The sequence below is a fragment of the Erwinia artemisiae genome, assembly GCF_051400835.1.
In the GTDB taxonomy this organism is placed as follows: domain Bacteria; phylum Pseudomonadota; class Gammaproteobacteria; order Enterobacterales; family Enterobacteriaceae; genus Erwinia; species Erwinia aeris.
In genome coordinates this window covers 80,316-98,500 of sequence record NZ_JBLFFM010000007.1, presented here as the reverse complement: position 1 = coordinate 98,500, position 18,185 = coordinate 80,316, and the positions used below count along the sequence as shown (strand labels likewise).

The following is an 18,185-nucleotide window of genomic DNA, read 5'->3' as shown; positions in this document are numbered from 1 at the left end:
ATGGCGGGGCGGGCCGCAGCTTGCGCGTCCGCCCCCGAAAGGAAAGAAGAGAAAACAGTGGCGAAGAATATTCAGGCAATCCGCGGCATGAACGACTATCTGCCTGTGGATACCGCGGTGTGGCAGCGTATTGAACAAACCCTTAAGCAGGTGCTGGCCAGCTATGGCTACAGCGAAATCCGCACGCCGATTGTAGAGCAGACCCCGTTATTCAAACGCGCTATCGGTGAAGTCACCGACGTGGTTGAAAAAGAGATGTACACCTTCGACGATCGCAACGGCGAAAGCCTGACGCTGCGTCCTGAAGGCACGGCAAGCTGCGTGCGCGCCGGCATCGAGCACGGTCTGCTCTACAATCAGGAACAGCGCCTGTGGTATATCGGGCCGATGTTCCGCTACGAGCGTCCGCAGAAGGGCCGCTATCGTCAGTTCCATCAAATCGGTGCGGAAGTGTTTGGTCTTCAGGGGCCGGATATCGACGCCGAGCTGATTATGATGACCGCGCGCTGGTGGAAGTCGCTGGGCATTGCCGATCACGTCCGTCTGGAGCTGAACTCTATCGGTTCGCTGGAGGCGCGCGCCAGCTACCGCGATGCGCTGGTGGCTTTCCTGGAACAGCATAAAGAAGTGCTGGACGAGGATTGTAAACGCCGCATGTACAGCAATCCGCTGCGCGTGCTGGACAGCAAAAACCCGGACGTCCAGCAGCTGCTGAACGACGCGCCGGTGCTGGGCGACTATCTGGACGCTGACTCCCGCGAACACTTTGACGGTCTTTGCCAGCTGCTGGATGCCGCCGGTATCGCCTACACGGTGAACCAGCGCCTGGTGCGCGGCCTGGACTACTATAACCGTACCGTCTTTGAATGGGTGACCAGCAGCCTGGGCGCGCAGGGCACGGTGTGCGCTGGCGGCCGCTACGATGGGCTGGTCGAACAGCTGGGCGGTCGCGCTACGCCGGCCGTCGGTTTTGCGATGGGGCTGGAGCGTCTGGTGCTGCTGGTGCAGGCGGTGAATCCGGAATTTGAACCGACGCGCATTGTCGATGTCTATGTTATCGCTTCAGGGGCTGGCGTACAGTCTGCGGCGATGCAGCTGGCGGAAAAACTGCGCGATGCGGATCCGTCTCTGAAGCTGATGACCAATTTTGGCGGCGGCAACTTCAAGAAGCAGTTTGCCCGCGCGGACAAGTGGGGCGCACGCGTCGCGCTGGTGCTGGGCGAGGAAGAAGTGGCCAACAATCAGGTTGTCATCAAAGATTTGCGCAACGGCGAGCAGCAGAAGCTGGAGCAGCATGAGGCGGCAGCGACGCTGGCAGCAATGCTGAAGCAGACGGCCGCGATTTAAGGAGAGTTTGCGTGGAAGTGTATAGCAACGAAAACGAGCAGGTCGACGCGCTAAAAGGCTTTTTCGCGCAGAACGGCAAGGCGCTGGCTATCGGCGTGATTATCGGCATCGGCGCGCTGGCGGGCTGGCGCTACTGGAGCAGCCATCAGGACACCAGCAGCCGCGAAGTCTCGGCGACCTACCAGCAGGTTTCGGGCGCGCTGGACGCCAGCAAGCCGGAAACGCTGACGGCGGCGGCGAAATTCGCCGACAGCAACAGCAACACCTATGGCGCGCTGGCTTCGCTGGATGTGGCAAAACGCTATGTTGACAACAACGAGCTGGATAAAGCCGCCGCGCAGCTGCAAAGCGGCCTGAAGGCGACCAAAGACGCCAATCTGCAGGCGGTGTTGAACCTGCGCCTGGCGCGTATTCAGCTGCAGCAGAAGCAGCCGGATGCGGTACTGAAGACCCTGGATGCGATCAAGGGCGACGGCTGGACGGCTATCATTGCTGACGTACGCGGCGAAGCGCTGCTCAGCAAGGGCGACAGCAAGGGCGCTCGCGAAGCCTGGAGTAAAGGCATTGCTTCCAACGCCTCGCCGGCGCTGAAAGAGATGCTGCAGATGAAAATGAATAATTTGCCAGGTTAATAATTGCCGCAACGGGCTTAAGAGGGATTTCATGGAATTGCGTAAGATACTGCTGCCGGCACTGATTTCAGTCACGCTGCTCAGCGGATGTTCATGGTTCAGCGGTGAAGAAGACGTGGTCAAAATGTCGCCGCTGCCGAAAGTGGAAAATCAGTTTACCCCGGAAGAGGTCTGGAGCACGTCGGTAGGCGATGGCGTGGGCGATTACTACTCCAACCTGCATCCGGCCTGGTCTGAGAACACCGTTTACGCCGCCGATCGTTTCGGCGTGGTAAAAGCGCTGAACGCGGGCGACGGCAAAGAACAGTGGAAGGTCGATCTGTCGACCAAAACGGGCTTCTTCTCTAAGAACCTGCCCGCGCTGCTTTCCGGCGGCCTCTCTTACGACGGCGGTCACGTCTATGTCGGCAGCGAGCGCGGCCAGGTTTATGCGCTGAACAGCAGCGATGGTTCCATCGCCTGGCAGACCAAAGCGGCTGGCGAAGTGCTGTCGCGCCCGGTTGCCAGCGACGGTCTGGTGCTGGTGCATACCAGCAACGGCATGCTGCAGGGCCTGGATCAGAGCAGCGGCGTCGTAAAGTGGACGGTTAACCTTGACGTGCCGGCGCTGTCGCTGCGCGGTGAGTCCGCGCCTGCTACCGCCTTCGGTGCGGCTATCGTCGGCGGCGACAACGGTCGCGTCAGCGCGGTGATGATGAACCAGGGCCAGATTATCTGGCAGCAGCGTATCTCCCAGCCGGGCGGCGCGACGGAAATCGATCGTCTTGCCGATGTGGATACCACGCCGGTCGTCGTTGACGGCGTGGTTTACGCGCTTGCCTATAACGGCAGCCTGGCGGCGCTGGATCTGCGCTCAGGACAGGTGATGTGGAAACGCGAAATCGGCTCCGTAAACGATATGATCGTGGACGCGGGACGCATCTACCTGGTTGACCAGGACGATCGCGTAGTGGCCTTGAGCACCGATGGCGGCGTAACCCTGTGGCGTCAGAGCGATCTGCTGCACCGCAACCTGACCGCGCCGGTGCTTTATAATGGCTATCTGGTCGTAGGCGATAGCGAAGGCTACCTGCACTGGGTGAATACCACCGACGGCCGTTTTGTTGCGCAGCAGAAAGTGGACGGCTCTGGCTTCCAGACCTCGCCGGTGGTCGCCAGCGACAAGCTGCTGATCCAGGCGAAAGGCGGCGAAGTCTACGCTTTCACGCGCTAATACGCTGCCTGCACGTCGAAACGGCTCCTGATTGTTCAGGGGCCGTTTCGTTTTTTTACAGGCGTGGTATCCTCTACGCCTTCAGCCTGCGTGTGCGCCAGTAATCAAGTTGCAAGCGGTCAGGCGTTTAATTTTAGTAATGAGGCTTCAATATGGTACCTGTGGTCGCGCTGGTCGGGCGTCCCAATGTGGGAAAATCTACACTTTTTAACCGTCTTACGCGCACGCGAGATGCGCTGGTAGCGGATTTTCCTGGGCTAACCCGTGACCGTAAGTATGGTCGCGCCGAGGTCGAAGGGCGTGAGTTTATCTGCATTGATACCGGCGGTATCGATGGCAATGAAGAGGGCGTGGAAACCCGTATGGCCGAACAGTCGCTGCTGGCGATCGAAGAGGCCGACGTGGTGCTGTTTATGGTTGATGCGCGTGCGGGCCTGATGCCTGCCGATCAGGCCATTGCCCAACATTTGCGCTCACGCCAGAAACCCACTTTTCTGGTAGCCAACAAAACCGACGGCATGGATCCGGATTCCGCCGTGGTCGATTTCTATTCGCTGGGGCTGGGTGAAATCCATGCTATCGCCGCTTCGCACGGTCGTGGCGTTACCGGCCTGCTGGAAATGGTGCTGCTGCCGTGGATGGATGAGGTTGCGCCGCAGGCGGAGCTGACGGAAGAAGAAGAGAACGAAGCCTACTGGGCGGAGCTGGCGGCGAAAGAGAGCGGCGCAGAGCAGGAAGAAGAGGAAGACGACTTCAACCCGCTGGATCTGCCGATCAAGCTGGCTATCGTCGGTCGGCCTAACGTGGGTAAATCCACGCTGACTAACCGTATCCTCGGTGAGGATCGCGTTGTGGTTTACGATATGCCGGGCACCACGCGCGACAGCATCTATATCCCTATGGAACGCGACGGCCGCGAATATATCCTGATCGACACGGCAGGCGTGCGCAAGCGCGGCAAAATTACCGAAACGGTCGAGAAGTTCTCGGTGATCAAAACGCTACAGGCGATCGAAGACGCTAACGTGGTGATGCTGGTGATCGACGCCCACGAAGGGATTTCCGATCAGGATCTGTCACTGCTCGGCTTTATCCTCAACAGCGGTCGCTCGCTGGTGATTGTGGTGAACAAATGGGACGGCCTGTCGCAGGAAGTGCGCGAAGAAGTTAAAGAAACCCTCGACTTCCGTCTTGGCTTTATCGATTTTGCCCGCGTGCACTTTATCTCCGCGCTGCACGGCAGCGGCGTAGGCAACCTGTTCGAATCGGTTACCGAAGCTTACGACTGCTCAACCCGTCGCGTGAATACCTCAATGCTGACCCGTATCATGAATATGGCAGCCGACGATCATCAGCCGCCGCTGGTGCGCGGTCGCCGCGTGAAGCTGAAGTATGCGCATGCCGGCGGCTACAACCCGCCGATTGTGGTGATCCACGGCAACCAGGTGAAAGATCTGCCGGATTCCTACAAGCGCTATCTGATGAACTACTTCCGCCGCTCGCTGGAAGTGATGGGTACGCCTATTCGCATCCAGTTTAAAGAAGGGGATAACCCTTTTGCCGGTAAACGCAACCTGCTGACGCCTAACCAGCAGCGCAAGCGCAAACGCCTGCTGAGCCATCTGAAAAAGAACAAACGCTGATTTGCGGGGCGATGCCTTATCGCCCTGACAACGGTGTTTTCCGGGCCCGGCATTCTGTCGGGCTCGCTTTTTTGGGGTCGGAATTGATGTCGGCGAGCGGCTTTTCTCTTTGCGGGCCGCCAGCCGGTTACCTCTTTTCTTATTGCCCGACAAAGGCTGCTTCTTAAATGCGGCGGTGCAACTTTGTTTTATACTTATCAAATAAAACAGGAGAAAACGATGAGTGAACATTGCCCGATTTGCCAGCATCCCCTTGTCATCCAGGATGAACGGCTGTACTGCGCCAGCTGCCAGCGTGATTTTGCCGCCAAAGCTATCTGCCCTGATTGCGATCGGCCGCTACAGCTCCTCAAGGCCTGTGGCGCTACCGACTATTTTTGCCCTAACGGCGACGGCTTAATATCCAGAAAGCGGGTTGTCTTCAGGCCGCTGATTGAATCGCTGTAAGCGTATTAAAATAATGCTTCGCTCTGAATGCAGGTTGCTGCTAAGTGGCGAGGCCATTTTCATCAACTCTGCTTTTATTTCCCCGCCCTGAATCCGCTTTAACCCTTTCTTTTTTCGTACCGCCGCGTGCTGCTTATTAAGCTGGCGTGAACTATTATCCCGCGAAATTGTTTAGTAAAAGTTAAAATAACGTACCAATAAATGTGCTTAATACGCACGAGTGTGAAGTTTGTTAATTTTGTGTGTAGTTATTTATGAACCGCGTGGTACAATTTTGCCGTTAGCGGTCGGCAGGCCGCCAACGCAGGACGGGGTCAACCCGTATCGCCTTGTTAAGCGTCTATAGCATAATGTTGAGTTGCTTTACGCCGCGCCCGTTTAAAATGGGTGCAGAAGCAGCCTGAGATTACGCTAAACGCTGTTTTCCAGGAGTGTTTTTCCATGTCTCAAACAAATGCCCGGTCGTCGAAATGGCTGGGCCTGTGGTGCGTTCTGCTGGGCCTGATCTTGCTGGCAACCGGCCTGTTCTTCGTGGTTGGTGGCGGAAAACTGCTGTCGCTGGGCGGCAGCTGGTATTTCATGATCGCCGGTATTTTGACCGTGATTGCCGCTATCCAGTTTTTCCGCCGCAAATCTTCCGCCGTTGCGGTTTACGCGCTGGTCTTTATCGGCACGGTAATCTGGGCGCTGCTGGAGGTCGGTCTGGATTTCTGGCCGCTGGTTTCGCGCCTGATGACCATCGCCGGGCTGATGCTGCTGGCCGTGATTACGCTGCCCGCGCTGCGCAGGCACGAAGGGAAATCTGCTGCGGCTAAGCCTGCTTATATTTCTGCTGCCGTGCTGGTTGTAGGCCTGGTGGCGACCTTTGTACAGATGTTCCAGCCGCACGCGCCGGTTGCCGACGGCAGCGAACTGCCGCTGGTGCCGGTAAATAAAGCGACCGAACAGAAAAACTGGGACAACTACGGCAATACGCCGGGCGGCAGCCGCTTTGTGGCGCTGGACCAGATCACGCGCGACAACGTGAAAGACCTGAAGATAGCCTGGACTTTCCGTACCGGCGATATTCCTGACAGCCCAACCGGCAACGGCGCGGAAGATCAGCAAACGCCTTTGCAGATTGGCGATGTGCTCTACCTTTGCACGCCGCACAACAACGTGATCGCGGTCAACGCCGACACGGGGAAAAAGATGTGGGAACACGTGGTGAATGCGCAGGCAGAGGTCTGGAACCGCTGTCGCGGCCTGGCTTACTTTGACGCCACTCAGCCACTGAAACAGCCTTCAGTGCCTGGCTCTACGCCGGTGCCGCAGGCCGTGCTGCCTGCGGGCGACAGCTGCCAGCGTCGTCTGCTGATGAATACCATCGATGCGCGCCTGATGGCTATCAACGCCGACAACGGCGAACTGTGCCAGAACTTTGGCGACCACGGTGTGGTTGACCTGAAAGCGGGCCTGGGCGAAGCGCAGGATCCAAAATATCAGCTGACCTCTGCGCCAACGCTTGCGGGCACCACCGTTGTGGTCGGCGGCCGCGTTGCGGATAACGTCCAGACCGATATGCCTGGCGGCGTGATCCGTGGCTTTGACGTGATTACCGGCCAGATGCGCTGGGCCTTTGATACGGGCAATGACGATCCGAATGCAAAATTGCAGCCGGGCCAGAGCTATGCCCGCAGCACGCCTAACTCCTGGGCGCCGATGTCCTACGATCCTGCGATGAATACCGTGTTTATGCCAATGGGTAGTTCGTCGGTCGATCTGTATGGCGCAACGCGTACCGCGCTGAACCATAAATATGGCGCTTCCATTCTGGCGGTTGATGCGACTACCGGCAAAGAGAAGTGGGTTTACCAGACCGTGCACAACGATCTGTGGGACTTTGACCTGCCGATGCAGCCAAGCCTGATCGACTTCCCGATGAAGGATGGCACCAGCAAACCGGCCGTAGTGATTGGCACCAAAGCGGGCCAGATCTACGTGCTGGATCGTCTGACCGGCAAGCCGCTGACCGAAGTGAAAGAAGTACCGGTTAAAAAAGGCAATATCCCGAACGAGCAGTATACGCCGACGCAGCCTAAGTCTGTCGGCATGCCGCAGATTGGCGCGGAAACGCTGAAAGAGTCTGATATGTGGGGCGCTACGCCGTTCGATCAGCTTGCCTGCCGCGTGGCCTTTAAATCCATGCGCTACGATGGCCTGTACACCGTGCCGGGCACCGACAAAGCCCTGAGCTTCCCTGGCTCGCTGGGCGGCATGAACTGGGGCAGCCTGTCTACCGATCCGAACAATCACTACATCTTCGTCAACGACATGCGTCTTGGCCTGTGGGTGCAGATGATCCCGGCCAATACCGGCGCTACCGCTCGCGGCAGCAACGGCGGGGAAGCGATCAACACCGGCATGGGTGCGGTGCCGCTGAAAGGCACGCCTTATGCGGTAAACAAAAACCGCTTTATGTCGCCGCTGGGCATTCCTTGCCAGAAACCGCCGTTCGGTACGCTCTCTGCTATCGATCTGAAAACGCAGAAGCTGGTGTGGCAGGTTCCGGTTGGTACGGTGCAGGATACCGGCCCGTTCGGCATCAAAATGCACGCGCAGATGCCGGTAGGGATGCCGACGCTGGGCGGCACGCTGGCTACGCAGGGCGGCCTGGTGTTTATCGCGGGCACGCAGGATTACTATCTGCGCGCGTTTGACACGGCTACCGGTAAAGAGGTGTGGAAAGCACGTCTGCCGGTTGGCAGTCAGGGCGGCCCCATTAGCTACAAGTCGCCGAAAACAGGCAAGCAGTACATCCTGATTTCAGCCGGCGGCGCGCGTCAGTCTCCGGATCGCGGCGACTACGTAATTGCTTACGCGCTGGATAAATAAGCGCGATAATAAAAAGCCCCGCCAGCAATGGCGGGGCTTTTTTCTGGCTACTGGCCATCGTGCCAGAGCTGCACCAGCTCGGGCGGCGCCAGATCCTCAGGAATTAGGATCACCAGATTGCCGACCTGCTGCTGCGTGGCATAGCTGATTTCGATACGGTAATAGCGCTGATCGCCTCTTCCGGCGCGGCTTTGCTCTCCCGGCGGCTCTCCCAGCCGCAGCGCGTGGCGCAATACGCTGCACACATGTTCCCGCTGCGGAGGATCCAGTTGGGCCAGCGCGATGCGTCTTGGGCTGGACAGTTTAGGGATAAAAGCAAAACCGCCTTCGCGCGCCACGTCGATGATCGCGTCGTCGCTCAGTTCCGGAAGTGAATTCATAACACGCCAACCTCCTTCCAGGCATTTTCAATGGCCTGACCTACCGATTTATTAAAACGTTTCTGACCGTGATTAACAGTATACTGCGCGAAAGTTTTAAAGTCGGCATTCTGCGGCAGCGTTTTATCGCATACCGTATCGTACCAGGCGTAGCCGGCCAGCTCCCAGGCGTAGCCGCCGAGCGTCTTCGCGGCCAGATAGAAAGCGCGATTGGGAATGCCGGAGTTCAGATGCACGCCGCCGTTGTCTTCGCGCGTCTGGATATAGCCTTTCATATCCGCAGGCTGAGGATCTTTGCCCAGCAGCGGATCGTCGTAGGCCGTTCCCGGCGCCGACATAGAGCGTAGTCCTTTGCCGTTAATGCCTTCGGCCAGCAGCCCTTCGCCGATTAGCCAGTCCGCCTGATCGGCCGTCTGCTTGCGGCTGAACTGCTTAACCAGCGAGCCAAACACGTCCGACAGCGATTCATTCAGCGCGCCCGCCTGCTCAAAATAGATCAGGCCGGCTTCGGTTTCCGTTACGCCGTGCGCCAGCTCGTGGCCGACCACATCCAGCGCGATGGTAAAACGATTGAAAATTTCGCCGTCGCCGTCGCCGAACACCATCTGCTGACCGTTCCAGAAGGCGTTCTGATAGTCTTTGCCATAGTGCACGGTGCCTTTCAGCGTCAGCCCCTGATTATCCAGGGAATTACGCTTATAGGCCTGCCAGAAAAAGTCGTAGGTGACGCCAAGATAGTCGTAAGCCTCATTGGCGGCAACGTCGTTATTGCCTGACTGGCCTTCGCTGCGCACCAGCGTGCCGGGAAGATTTTGGGTCTGCTCTGAATCATAGATTTCCCGCTGGACCTGACCCGGCGCGGCAGTTTTTGCCCCGTCCGGTTTGACCCAGGTTTCCGCCATCAGCGTCTGCACGTGCGCCAGAGTCTGGCGCGCGCAGCTCTGCTGCAGGCCGGAGCCGTTATCAATGATTTTGCTCAGCATATAGGGAGGGATGACGCCGTAATGCATACCATGCTCCTTGGTCCATCGTAAATGTCCAAAAAGTATAGTGGCTGCTTTGCGTACGCGCATAAACGGGCCTGCGGCATAGTCGCACTATGTCTGCAGGAGCCGCCGCAGCCTGGGTTCTCGTCAAAGTAATGCAGGACGTCAGAGCGATAAGGCAGCCAGAAATCCCAATTTGGACAGGCTATTTTATGCAAAACCAGTCTTTTTTCTTAAAAAATAGAGTTAGTGCCGGAACTGGTTTTCCTGATGTGGCCAGGGCCATTACTATTGGGATCGGATAATTATTGAACAATGACATGTTATGGAAAACGGTTTAACTATTGCGATGACGCCGGTACAGCTTGCGGCTGTAATGGCAGATGAAACCGCTACAGGGGATGCAATCAGCAACCGCATATGGGGCGGAGTAGGATTTCTGGGGAGCGTACTCGAACTTGCCAGCGCGACTGCTCTGTGTCTGGTGCCCGAGCCTACAGGTTTGACCAAGGCGGGTTGTATTATTGTGGGCGCTCACAGCCTGGACGGGATCGGTTCATCGGCTTATCAGGTATACACTGGCAAAAAGACAGCATCAGTGACCGCTCGTGCCACAGCGGGTATTGCCAGAGAACTCGGCGCTTCAAACAAAACGGCTGAGCAGGTTGGGATAGCTGTCGATATGGTCATTCCGTTCGCCGTGGCTGGTGCGGCTCGGGTCGCTTCTGTGACGATGGGTCAGGTTAAGCTGATAAGCCAGGAGGCCGTTAAAGGTATCATGGGCGGCGGACACACCATTAAAAAGCACGTTGGCAAAACTGCGCAGGAATTAATGGAAAAGGTCTTAAGAGGGAAACAGTCTGGCACGTTTAAAGCAGGGCATTCTGCCAGCTCATTTACTTCTCTGGAAATTGCTGAAAAGGCTATAAGTAAGGCCGTTAAGGCCAACCGGGTTAAAATTCGTCAATGGGCAAAGAGCAACGGTGCTGATAGTGAAAATTATCTTGTCTTCAGCTATGACGTTAAATCCAGGATAGGAGTTGTGGTTAAATATGATGCAACCCAGGCGGCAAGTGCGACCAGGATCGAGGTTGTTATGAAGAAAAAGCAATATAACAACAAGCCTTATTACATCGCCACAGCTTATCCGGTACTTTGAAATATGAAAAACTTCACCCCTGTCAGCAATTTCTTCGTCGTCTTTTTCGGCCAGGACAGCGATGAATATGGCGACAGTTATCCAGAGATTGTTGACGCTGCTTTCAAAATTTATCTCGAAGACGGCCCGCATTATCTTGATAATTTAATTCGTAATATCGATGATTTTCGGCGTACTTATCCAGATAATGAAACGGCCGCAGTAGCGCTGAATGAATTAACGCGAGGTTCCGCAGGTGACACAAGGGAATATACTCCGACGCTTATTGGTTTTCTTGATTGGTTATCAGCCTACCTCAAAAAAAAGCGGGATGGCATCTGATTTTTTGAACATCCGATTTTTTTGGATCTTATTTAATCCAGACTGGGGAGACATATACCCTTAAATCGTAGATACGTATCTTGAGTATCAGGATATGATTGAAGAATTTATTAAGCAAGTTGACGCGTTTTTAAAACGATTATCCAGATAATAAATCAGCAATCTCCGCCCTTCAGCTGCGCCGCCATCAGCATCTGCACGTGCGCCAGAGTCTGACGCGCGCAACTCTGCCGCAGGCCGGAGCCGTTATCAATGATTTTGCGCAGAATATAGGGAGAGATGACGCCATAATGCATACCATGCTCCCTGGTCCATCGTAAATATCCTTTGCGTACCCGAATAAACAAGCCTGCGGCGCGTCCCGCATTTTTAAAACAGCGATTTTCTTTTGGTTTCTTCAGAGGGTAGATTTGTTTACGGCAACGCTGAATGGCGAAAAGGACGCTTGAAATGTGGTCTTGTTGTGTCCACAATATCAGGCGGAGCTACCCCGACCATTTAGCCTTGACCGAAGGAGTAAATATGAACGCAGATGCACTGGTAAAGGCTCGTATCCCGCAAGATATCAAGGAACGAGCCGTCGCTGCCCTTAACAAAATGGGCCTCAGCACATCGGATGTAATCCGCATGGTAATGATCCGCGTGGCGGACGAAGGCCGTCTTCCTTTTGAGGTAAAAACCCCAAATGTGGCTACCCAGGCTGCTATGGAAGAGCTGGATAATGGCCACGGAGAACGCTTTGAATCCGCTGACGCTCTGTTTAAGGACACAGGGATCTGATGTTAAAACCGGTACTGGCGAGTGCCTTCAAAGGAGATATAAAAAGACAGCAACGACGCGGCAAAGATATGACCCGACTGAAAATATTAATCACGTTGTTGGCCGAGGGGAGGAAGATCCCCTCTGAATATGAAGATCATCCTTTGCAGGGCACCTGGCGCGGCTACCGCGATGCGCATATCGAAGGCGACTGGATCTTGATTTACAAAGTCGTAGGTAACGATCTCAAACTCGCAAGAACCGGTACGCATCAGGATATCTTCAGCAGCGCCTGAGGTGAGAAACCCGAAGGCGGCGAAGCGATATGTCTGCCAAAAGCCTCACGCCTTTTTAGCGCGGGCTTTTTTAACGGGCGTGACCGCCGTGACTTCGCTCTCTACCCAGCCGTCGCTCAGCCGGGTTTTCAGCCTGTCGCCCGCCTTCAGCTGCGCGGCCTTTTTAATGGCCTGACCGTCGGCTGCCGTAGTGACGCTGAAACCGCGCGCCAGCGTCGCCAACGGGCTGACGCCTTCCAGCTGGGCCGCCAGCGTGGCGAACTGCTGTTTGCCGCCGTTGAGCTGCGCCTGCATCGCCTGCTGTAAACGGTAGCGCCACTGCTGAAGCTGCTGCTGCGCGCGATAAAGCCGGTTCTGCGGCTGCGTGGCGGCAAGCCGCTGCGTAGCCTGTTCCTGCTGACGAGCGGCCTGGCGCAGTCGCAGCTGCATGGCGTCATCCAGCCTGCGGTGGAGCCGCATCAGCGTCGTCTGCTGGCGCGCCAGCCGTAGCTGGGGATGCTGCTGCTGTAAACGGTGGTGCAGGCGGGTAAAGGTGCGGTTCTGCTGCGCAAGATAGTAGTCCATCGCCATTTCCAGCCTTGTCTGCTGCGACTGAAGCTGGCGCAGCAGCTCAAGCTGGTTGCGGCTGACCAGCTCCGCTGCCGCAGAAGGCGTTGGCGCGCGCAGATCCGCCACAAAGTCAGCGATAGTCACGTCGGTTTCGTGCCCTACGGCGCTGACGATAGCAATGCGGCTGGCGAAAATTGCCCGTGCTACGCGCTCGTCGTTGAAGCTCCACAGATCCTCCAGCGAGCCGCCGCCGCGTCCGACGATCAGCACGTCGCACTCTGCGCGCTGGTTGGCCAGCTCAATGGCGCGCACGATGCTGGCTGGCGCATCCGCCCCTTGAACCGGCGTGGGATAAATCACCACCGGCAGGGAAGGGTCGCGGCGGTGTAAAACCCGCAGCACATCGTGCAGCGCCGCGCCGGTGGCAGAGGTGATCACGCCTACCTGGCGTGCAGGATCGGGCAGCGGCTGCTTGTGGCTCTGTTCAAACAGGCCTTCGCTCGCCAGCTTTTGCTTCAGCTGTTCAAACTGCTGCTGAAGCAGGCCGTCGCCGGCAGGCTGCATACTTTCAGCAATCAGCTGATAGTCGCCGCGCGGTTCATAAAGCGTGATGGTGGCCCTGACCAGCACCTGCTGGCCGTTTTGCGGACGAAAGGTTACGCGGCGGTTACTGTTGCGGAACATCGCGCAGCGTACCTGTGCGCCGTCGTCCTTCAGCGTAAAATACCAGTGGCCGGAAGAGGGCTGGGAAAAGTTAGAGATCTCGGCGCTCAGCCAGACCTGGCCCATCTCCATTTCCAGCAGCTTGCGCACCGTGGTATTCAGGCGGCTGACGGTAAAAATATTGGCGGTTGGCGGTAGCGACATGTGATAGAGATCAAACTTTAAATCAGAGGGTTAATTAACCGATACTACATGCCTGACGGGAGGGATCAAGAGTTTTTCGTAAATAATGCTGGAGGCAATCGATTACGCCCTGTATAATGCCGCGGCAATATTTTACAAGTTCTCATTCACCCTGAGGTTGAGATATTGCCATGCTAAGAATCGCTAAAGAAGCCCTGACATTTGACGACGTGCTGCTCGTTCCCGCTCATTCGACTGTGTTGCCTAATACGGCCGACCTCAGTACCCAGCTTACCAAAACCATTCGCCTGAATATTCCTATGCTCTCTGCGGCTATGGACACCGTGACCGAAGCGGGCCTGGCTATTGCGCTGGCGCAGGAAGGCGGGCTGGGCTTTATTCATAAAAATATGTCCATCGAGCGCCAGGCGGAAGAAGTCCGCAAGGTGAAGAAACATGAAAGCGGCGTGGTGACCGATCCGCAAACCGTGCTGCCCACTACGGCGCTGAGCGAAGTGAAGCTGCTGACCGAGCGTAACGGCTTTGCGGGCTATCCGGTGGTTAACGGCGACAACGAGCTGGTAGGTATCATCACCGGCCGCGACGTGCGTTTCGTCACCGATATGAGCCTGCCGGTTTCGGCGGTCATGACGCCAAAAGAGCGTCTGGTCACCGTACGCGAAGGCGAAGCGCGTGAAGTCGTGCTGCAAAAGATGCACGAAAAACGCATCGAAAAAGCGCTGGTGGTGGACGATGCTTTCCATCTGCTGGGCATGATCACCGTTAAAGATTTCCAGAAAGCCGAACGCAAGCCTAACGCCTGTAAAGACCAGGAAGGTCGTCTGCGCGTCGGCGCAGCGGTAGGCGCGGGCGCGGGCAACGAAGAGCGCGTGGACGCGCTGGTCGCGGCTGGCGTTGACGTGCTGCTGATTGACTCTTCTCACGGCCACTCTGAAGGCGTATTGCAGCGTATCCGTGAAACCCGTGCTAAATATCCTGACCTGCAGATCCTCGGCGGCAACGTCGCGACCGGCGCTGGCGCGCTGGCGCTGGTTGAGGCTGGCGTAAGTGCGGTGAAAGTGGGTATCGGCCCTGGCTCCATCTGTACCACCCGTATCGTCACCGGCGTGGGCGTGCCGCAGATCACTGCAGTTTCTGACGCGGTCGCCGCGCTGGAAGGTACCGGTATTCCTGTTATCGCCGACGGCGGCATTCGCTTCTCCGGCGACATCGCCAAGGCGATTGCGGCTGGCGCCAGCGCGGTGATGGTCGGCTCTATGCTGGCGGGCACCGAAGAATCGCCGGGCGAAATCGAACTGTATCAGGGCCGCTCGTTCAAATCCTATCGCGGCATGGGCTCGCTGGGCGCGATGTCCAAAGGCTCTTCCGACCGTTACTTCCAGACCGATAACGCGGCGGACAAGCTGGTGCCGGAAGGTATCGAAGGTCGCGTGGCCTATAAAGGCCGTCTGAAAGAGATCGTACATCAGCAGATGGGCGGCCTGCGCTCCTGTATGGGTCTGACCGGCTGCGGCACCATCGAAGCTCTGCGCACCAAAGCGGAATTCGTTCGCATCAGCGGCGCGGGCATCACCGAAAGCCACGTGCACGACGTCACCATTACCAAAGAGTCGCCAAACTACCGCATGGGTTCCTGATAACCCGGCCCGATGCCCGGCGCTGACCGGGCATTTTACTTAATCCCTGTATTTGTTTATCGCTCTGGAATAGCCCAATGACCACGGAAAATATCCATAAACACCGCATCCTGATCCTTGATTTCGGCTCGCAGTATACGCAGCTGGTGGCACGCCGCGTGCGCGAGCTGGGCGTCTACTGTGAACTTTGGGCGTGGGACGTCACTGAAGAGCAGATCCGCCAGTTTAATCCAAACGGCATCATTCTTTCCGGCGGCCCGGAAAGCACCACCGAACACAACAGCCCGCGCGCGCCGGAATACGTTTTCAACGCGGGCGTGCCGGTATTCGGCGTTTGCTACGGGATGCAGACCATGGCGCTGCAGCTTGGCGGCAAGGTGGAAGGCTCCAGCGAGCGCGAGTTTGGCTATGCGCAGGTAGAAGTTGGCGTGGACAGCGCGCTGACTCGCGGCATTGAAGATTCCCTGAGCGCGGACGGCAAACCGCTGCTGGACGTCTGGATGAGCCACGGCGACAAAGTTACCGCTATCCCGTCCGATTTTGTGACCGTTGCCAGCACCGAAAGCTGCCCCTTCGCCATTATGGCTAACGAAGAGAAGCGCCTGTACGGCGTGCAGTTCCACCCGGAAGTGACGCACACGCGTCAGGGCCAGCGGATGCTGGAGCGTTTTGTGCTGGATATCTGCCAGTGTGAAGCGCTGTGGACGCCGGCAAAAATCATCGAAGACGCGGTTGAGCGTCTGCGCGTGCAGGTGGGCAACGACAGGGTGATCCTGGGCCTGTCCGGCGGCGTGGACTCTTCCGTGACCGCGATGCTGCTGCACCGCGCCATCGGCGATCGTCTGACCTGCGTATTCGTCGACAACGGCCTGCTGCGCCTGAACGAAGCGGAGCAGGTGCTGGAGATGTTCGGCGATCACTTTGGCCTGAACATTGTCCACGTGGAAGGCGAAAAACGTTTCCTGGACGCGCTGGCGGGCGTCGACGAGCCGGAAGCCAAGCGAAAAATCATCGGCCGCGTCTTCGTGGAAGTGTTCGATGAAGAGGCGCTGAAGCTGGAAGACGTGAAGTGGCTGGCGCAGGGCACCATCTATCCGGACGTGATCGAATCCGCCGCTTCTGCTACCGGCAAAGCGCACGTTATCAAGTCGCACCACAACGTGGGCGGCCTGCCGAAAGAGATGAAGATGGGCCTGGTTGAACCGCTGCGTGAGCTGTTCAAAGACGAAGTGCGTAAAATCGGCCTGGAGCTTGGCCTGCCGTACAACATGCTTTACCGTCATCCGTTCCCTGGACCGGGTCTGGGCGTGCGCGTGCTGGGCGAAGTAAAGAAAGAGTATTGCGATCTGCTGCGTCGCGCCGATGCGATCTTTATCGAAGAGCTGCACAAGGCCGATCTGTATAACAAGGTCAGCCAGGCGTTCACCGTGTTCCTGCCTGTACGTTCAGTAGGCGTGATGGGCGACGGGCGTAAGTATGACTGGGTGGTTTCGCTGCGTGCGGTAGAAACCATCGACTTTATGACCGCGCACTGGGCGCACCTGCCTTATGAGTTCCTGGGCCGCGTCTCTAACCGCATCATCAATGAAATCAACGGTATTTCCCGCGTGGTTTACGATATCTCCGGCAAGCCGCCGGCGACGATCGAGTGGGAATAGTACTGTAGTTAACCGCCTGTTTTTATACCTGGAATAAAAACAGGCGGTGGTTTTTCTGCGTCATCAATCGTTTTGGTGCGCAGTGCAGGCCTCATCAGAAAAGCCCCTCGAAACCCTGTTCAGTTAGTTAATGCTGACAGGGTATCAGGCACGCTTGTCCGCTCAACGCAGCAAGCGAAAAGTCTCACGCACATGGTCGGTAAGCACTGCCGGGTTTTCCATCGCGGCAAAGTGGCCGCCGTGCTCAGCTTCCGCAAAGAACCTCAAATCCTCGAAACGCGCCTGCGCCCAGCGCCGTGAGAGACGAAGCAGCTCGCCCGGAAACATGCTCACGCCCGCAGGGGTGGGGATGGCAGAAGCGGGACCTTGCTGTTGCATTTCACGTATTCCTTCCCAGTAGAAGCGGACCGAGCCTGGTCCGGCGTTAGGCAGCCAGTACAGCATGATGTCATCGATCAGGGCGTTGATGTCGATTGCCCGCTCAGGCTCGCCGCCGCTGTCGGAGGCGTCCTGAAATAGCGCGTATATCCATGCGGCCAGGCCCACGGGGGAGTCTGCCAGGGCAAAACCTACCGACTGCGGCCGGGTGCTTTGCACCTTCATATAGCCCGAAAGCTCCTGGTCGTAGCGTTGCGCATCAGCCAGCATGCGCTGCTCTTCAGGGGTGGCCTGCGCGATTTCATCCTGGGTCGGCTGATACATCACCATGTTCAGGTGAATGCCGACCAGGCCTGGCGGGCGCATATGCCCCAGAGCGGTGGTCACGGCCGATCCCCAGTCTCCACCCTGGGCAGCCCAGCGCTGGCCATAGCCCAAACGCGCCATTAGCTGCACCCAGGCGCTGGCGGTTTTACCCACGCCCCATCCCGGGGAAGTTGGCTTATCACTGAAACCAAAACCCGGTAGCGCAGGGATAACCAAATGGAACGCATCGCTGGCTTGCCCCCCATAGGCCGTAGGGTCGGTAAGCGGGCCGATCATTGCCCTGAATTCAAGAACAGAGCCTGGCCACCCGTGGGTCATCAGCAAGGGAAGGGCGTCAGAATGGGGCGAGCGAATATGCAGAAAGTGAATGCCGAGGCCGTCGATCTCAGTGCGGCTGCTGTTCCACTGGTTGAGCTGGGTTTCAGTGGCGCGCCAGTCATAGTCTTTTTGCCAGTGCGCTACCAGAGCGCGAAGACGTTCAAGCTTCGGCCCCTGGCTGTTGTCGCTTACGGTTTCCGGATCTGGCCACCGGGTTTGCGCCAGGCGCTGGGCCAGATCGTCAAGCTGCGTCTGGGGAATGTGAATGGGGAAGGACTCTACAGGACTGGTCATCGTTTGATTCCTTGCATAGAGGTGTGGGCCAGTGTGTCGCGGATGGAAGCCCATTCCCGCAGGCTATGGCGTGAGCCGCTATCTTGCAAACCCTGCCGGG

Annotated in this window: 16 protein-coding genes and 1 pseudogene; 12 read left to right on the top strand and 5 right to left on the bottom strand. The window is 57.3% G+C overall.

Annotated elements, in window-relative coordinates; translation table 11 throughout:
* The first annotated feature begins 57 nt into the window (after nt 1-57).
* From hisS to ACMGEE_RS15905, 6 genes are all read left to right on the top strand, one after another.
* On the top strand, nt 58-1,347 hold the full coding sequence (hisS, locus tag ACMGEE_RS15930) for a histidine--tRNA ligase (protein ID WP_253459318.1): 1,290 nt from the start codon (nt 58-60) through the stop codon (nt 1,345-1,347).
* 11 nt (nt 1,348-1,358) lie between these two features.
* On the top strand, nt 1,359-1,979 hold the full coding sequence (locus tag ACMGEE_RS15925) for a YfgM family protein (protein WP_253459321.1): 621 nt from the start codon (nt 1,359-1,361) through the stop codon (nt 1,977-1,979).
* Nucleotides 1,980-2,010: 31 nt separating this feature from the next.
* Nucleotides 2,011-3,192 carry an outer membrane protein assembly factor BamB gene (bamB, locus tag ACMGEE_RS15920; RefSeq protein ID WP_253459324.1) on the top strand — a complete coding sequence of 394 codons (1,182 nt, stop codon included), beginning with the start codon at nt 2,011-2,013 and terminating at the stop codon, nt 3,190-3,192.
* 152 nt (nt 3,193-3,344) lie between these two features.
* Nucleotides 3,345-4,835, top strand: coding sequence for a ribosome biogenesis GTPase Der (gene der / locus ACMGEE_RS15915; RefSeq protein WP_301252036.1), 1,491 nt, complete (start codon nt 3,345-3,347; stop codon nt 4,833-4,835).
* Nucleotides 4,836-5,054: 219 nt separating this feature from the next.
* Entirely contained in the window at nt 5,055-5,282 is a 228-nt protein-coding gene (locus ACMGEE_RS15910) for a zinc ribbon domain-containing protein (protein WP_253459330.1), read from the top strand.
* 441 nt (nt 5,283-5,723) lie between these two features.
* The gene (locus ACMGEE_RS15905; protein WP_436830330.1) at nt 5,724-8,156 is read left to right on the top strand and encodes a glucose/quinate/shikimate family membrane-bound PQQ-dependent dehydrogenase; all 2,433 of its coding nucleotides are present in this window, start codon (nt 5,724-5,726) and stop codon (nt 8,154-8,156) included.
* Nucleotides 8,157-8,203: 47 nt separating this feature from the next.
* On the opposite strand, the gene ACMGEE_RS15900 is transcribed toward ACMGEE_RS15905, so the two are convergent.
* Together ACMGEE_RS15900 and ACMGEE_RS15895 are read right to left on the bottom strand one after the other, a co-directional pair.
* Nucleotides 8,204-8,536, bottom strand: coding sequence for a protealysin inhibitor emfourin (locus ACMGEE_RS15900; RefSeq protein WP_369895804.1), 333 nt, complete (start codon nt 8,534-8,536; stop codon nt 8,204-8,206).
* Entirely contained in the window at nt 8,533-9,546 is a 1,014-nt protein-coding gene (locus tag ACMGEE_RS15895; protein WP_253459339.1) for a M4 family metallopeptidase, read from the bottom strand. The genes ACMGEE_RS15900 and ACMGEE_RS15895 overlap by 4 nt, the downstream gene beginning before the upstream one ends.
* A gap of 301 nt (nt 9,547-9,847) precedes the next feature.
* Here ACMGEE_RS15895 and ACMGEE_RS15890 point away from each other — a divergent pair, with 301 nt between their 5' ends.
* Together ACMGEE_RS15890 and ACMGEE_RS15885 are read left to right on the top strand one after the other, a co-directional pair.
* Nucleotides 9,848-10,681 (top strand): RNase A-like domain-containing protein, encoded by an 834-nt coding sequence (locus ACMGEE_RS15890; protein ID WP_253459342.1) that lies wholly within the window; start codon nt 9,848-9,850, stop codon nt 10,679-10,681.
* Nucleotides 10,682-10,684: 3 nt separating this feature from the next.
* On the top strand, nt 10,685-11,002 hold the full coding sequence (locus tag ACMGEE_RS15885; RefSeq protein WP_301252029.1) for a contact-dependent growth inhibition system immunity protein: 318 nt from the start codon (nt 10,685-10,687) through the stop codon (nt 11,000-11,002).
* Nucleotides 11,003-11,187: 185 nt separating this feature from the next.
* On the opposite strand, the pseudogene ACMGEE_RS15880 reads toward ACMGEE_RS15885, so the two are convergent.
* Nucleotides 11,188-11,298: pseudogene (locus tag ACMGEE_RS15880) on the bottom strand (protealysin propeptide domain-containing protein); the annotation flags it as partial.
* A gap of 226 nt (nt 11,299-11,524) precedes the next feature.
* Here ACMGEE_RS15880 and ACMGEE_RS15875 point away from each other — a divergent pair.
* Complete coding sequence (locus ACMGEE_RS15875) at nt 11,525-11,782, top strand: type II toxin-antitoxin system RelB/DinJ family antitoxin (protein WP_253459348.1); 258 nt, start codon at nt 11,525-11,527, stop codon at nt 11,780-11,782.
* Nucleotides 11,782-12,057: a type II toxin-antitoxin system YafQ family toxin gene (locus ACMGEE_RS15870; protein ID WP_253459350.1), complete on the top strand. Its 276-nt coding sequence runs from the start codon at nt 11,782-11,784 to the stop codon at nt 12,055-12,057. The genes ACMGEE_RS15875 and ACMGEE_RS15870 overlap by 1 nt, the downstream gene beginning before the upstream one ends.
* Before the next feature lie 45 nt (nt 12,058-12,102).
* Here ACMGEE_RS15870 and xseA read toward each other — a convergent pair whose 3' ends face one another.
* A complete protein-coding gene (gene xseA / locus ACMGEE_RS15865; RefSeq protein ID WP_436830329.1) occupies nt 12,103-13,473 on the bottom strand; it encodes an exodeoxyribonuclease VII large subunit in 1,371 nt (456 codons plus the stop codon).
* Nucleotides 13,474-13,643: 170 nt separating this feature from the next.
* On the opposite strand from xseA, the gene guaB reads away from it, so the two are divergent.
* On the top strand, nt 13,644-15,110 hold the full coding sequence (gene guaB / locus ACMGEE_RS15860; RefSeq protein ID WP_253459355.1) for an IMP dehydrogenase: 1,467 nt from the start codon (nt 13,644-13,646) through the stop codon (nt 15,108-15,110).
* Nucleotides 15,111-15,187: 77 nt separating this feature from the next.
* The gene (guaA, locus tag ACMGEE_RS15855) at nt 15,188-16,768 is read left to right on the top strand and encodes a glutamine-hydrolyzing GMP synthase (RefSeq protein WP_253459358.1); all 1,581 of its coding nucleotides are present in this window, start codon (nt 15,188-15,190) and stop codon (nt 16,766-16,768) included.
* 162 nt (nt 16,769-16,930) lie between these two features.
* On the opposite strand, the gene ACMGEE_RS15850 is transcribed toward guaA, so the two are convergent.
* Nucleotides 16,931-18,085 carry an epoxide hydrolase family protein gene (locus tag ACMGEE_RS15850; protein WP_301252018.1) on the bottom strand — a complete coding sequence of 385 codons (1,155 nt, stop codon included), beginning with the start codon at nt 18,083-18,085 and terminating at the stop codon, nt 16,931-16,933.
* Between the last annotated feature and the right edge of the window lie 100 nt (nt 18,086-18,185).

Excerpts from the sequence above, each read along its gene's own strand:
- bamB (WP_253459324.1), top strand. The coding sequence starts at position 2,011 with ATGGAATTGCGTAAGATACTGCTGCCGGCACTGATTTCAGTCACGCTG.
- der (WP_301252036.1), top strand. The coding sequence starts at position 3,345 with ATGGTACCTGTGGTCGCGCTGGTCGGGCGTCCCAATGTGGGAAAATCT.
- ACMGEE_RS15910 (WP_253459330.1), top strand. The coding sequence starts at position 5,055 with ATGAGTGAACATTGCCCGATTTGCCAGCATCCCCTTGTCATCCAGGAT.
- ACMGEE_RS15905 (WP_436830330.1), top strand. The coding sequence starts at position 5,724 with ATGTCTCAAACAAATGCCCGGTCGTCGAAATGGCTGGGCCTGTGGTGC.
- ACMGEE_RS15900 (WP_369895804.1), bottom strand. The coding sequence starts at position 8,536 with ATGAATTCACTTCCGGAACTGAGCGACGACGCGATCATCGACGTGGCG.
- ACMGEE_RS15895 (WP_253459339.1), bottom strand. The coding sequence starts at position 9,546 with ATGCATTACGGCGTCATCCCTCCCTATATGCTGAGCAAAATCATTGAT.
- ACMGEE_RS15890 (WP_253459342.1), top strand. The coding sequence starts at position 9,848 with ATGGAAAACGGTTTAACTATTGCGATGACGCCGGTACAGCTTGCGGCT.
- ACMGEE_RS15885 (WP_301252029.1), top strand. The coding sequence starts at position 10,685 with ATGAAAAACTTCACCCCTGTCAGCAATTTCTTCGTCGTCTTTTTCGGC.
- ACMGEE_RS15875 (WP_253459348.1), top strand. The coding sequence starts at position 11,525 with ATGAACGCAGATGCACTGGTAAAGGCTCGTATCCCGCAAGATATCAAG.
- ACMGEE_RS15870 (WP_253459350.1), top strand. The coding sequence starts at position 11,782 with ATGTTAAAACCGGTACTGGCGAGTGCCTTCAAAGGAGATATAAAAAGA.
- xseA (WP_436830329.1), bottom strand. The coding sequence starts at position 13,473 with ATGTCGCTACCGCCAACCGCCAATATTTTTACCGTCAGCCGCCTGAAT.
- guaB (WP_253459355.1), top strand. The coding sequence starts at position 13,644 with ATGCTAAGAATCGCTAAAGAAGCCCTGACATTTGACGACGTGCTGCTC.
- guaA (WP_253459358.1), top strand. The coding sequence starts at position 15,188 with ATGACCACGGAAAATATCCATAAACACCGCATCCTGATCCTTGATTTC.
- ACMGEE_RS15850 (WP_301252018.1), bottom strand. The coding sequence starts at position 18,085 with ATGACCAGTCCTGTAGAGTCCTTCCCCATTCACATTCCCCAGACGCAG.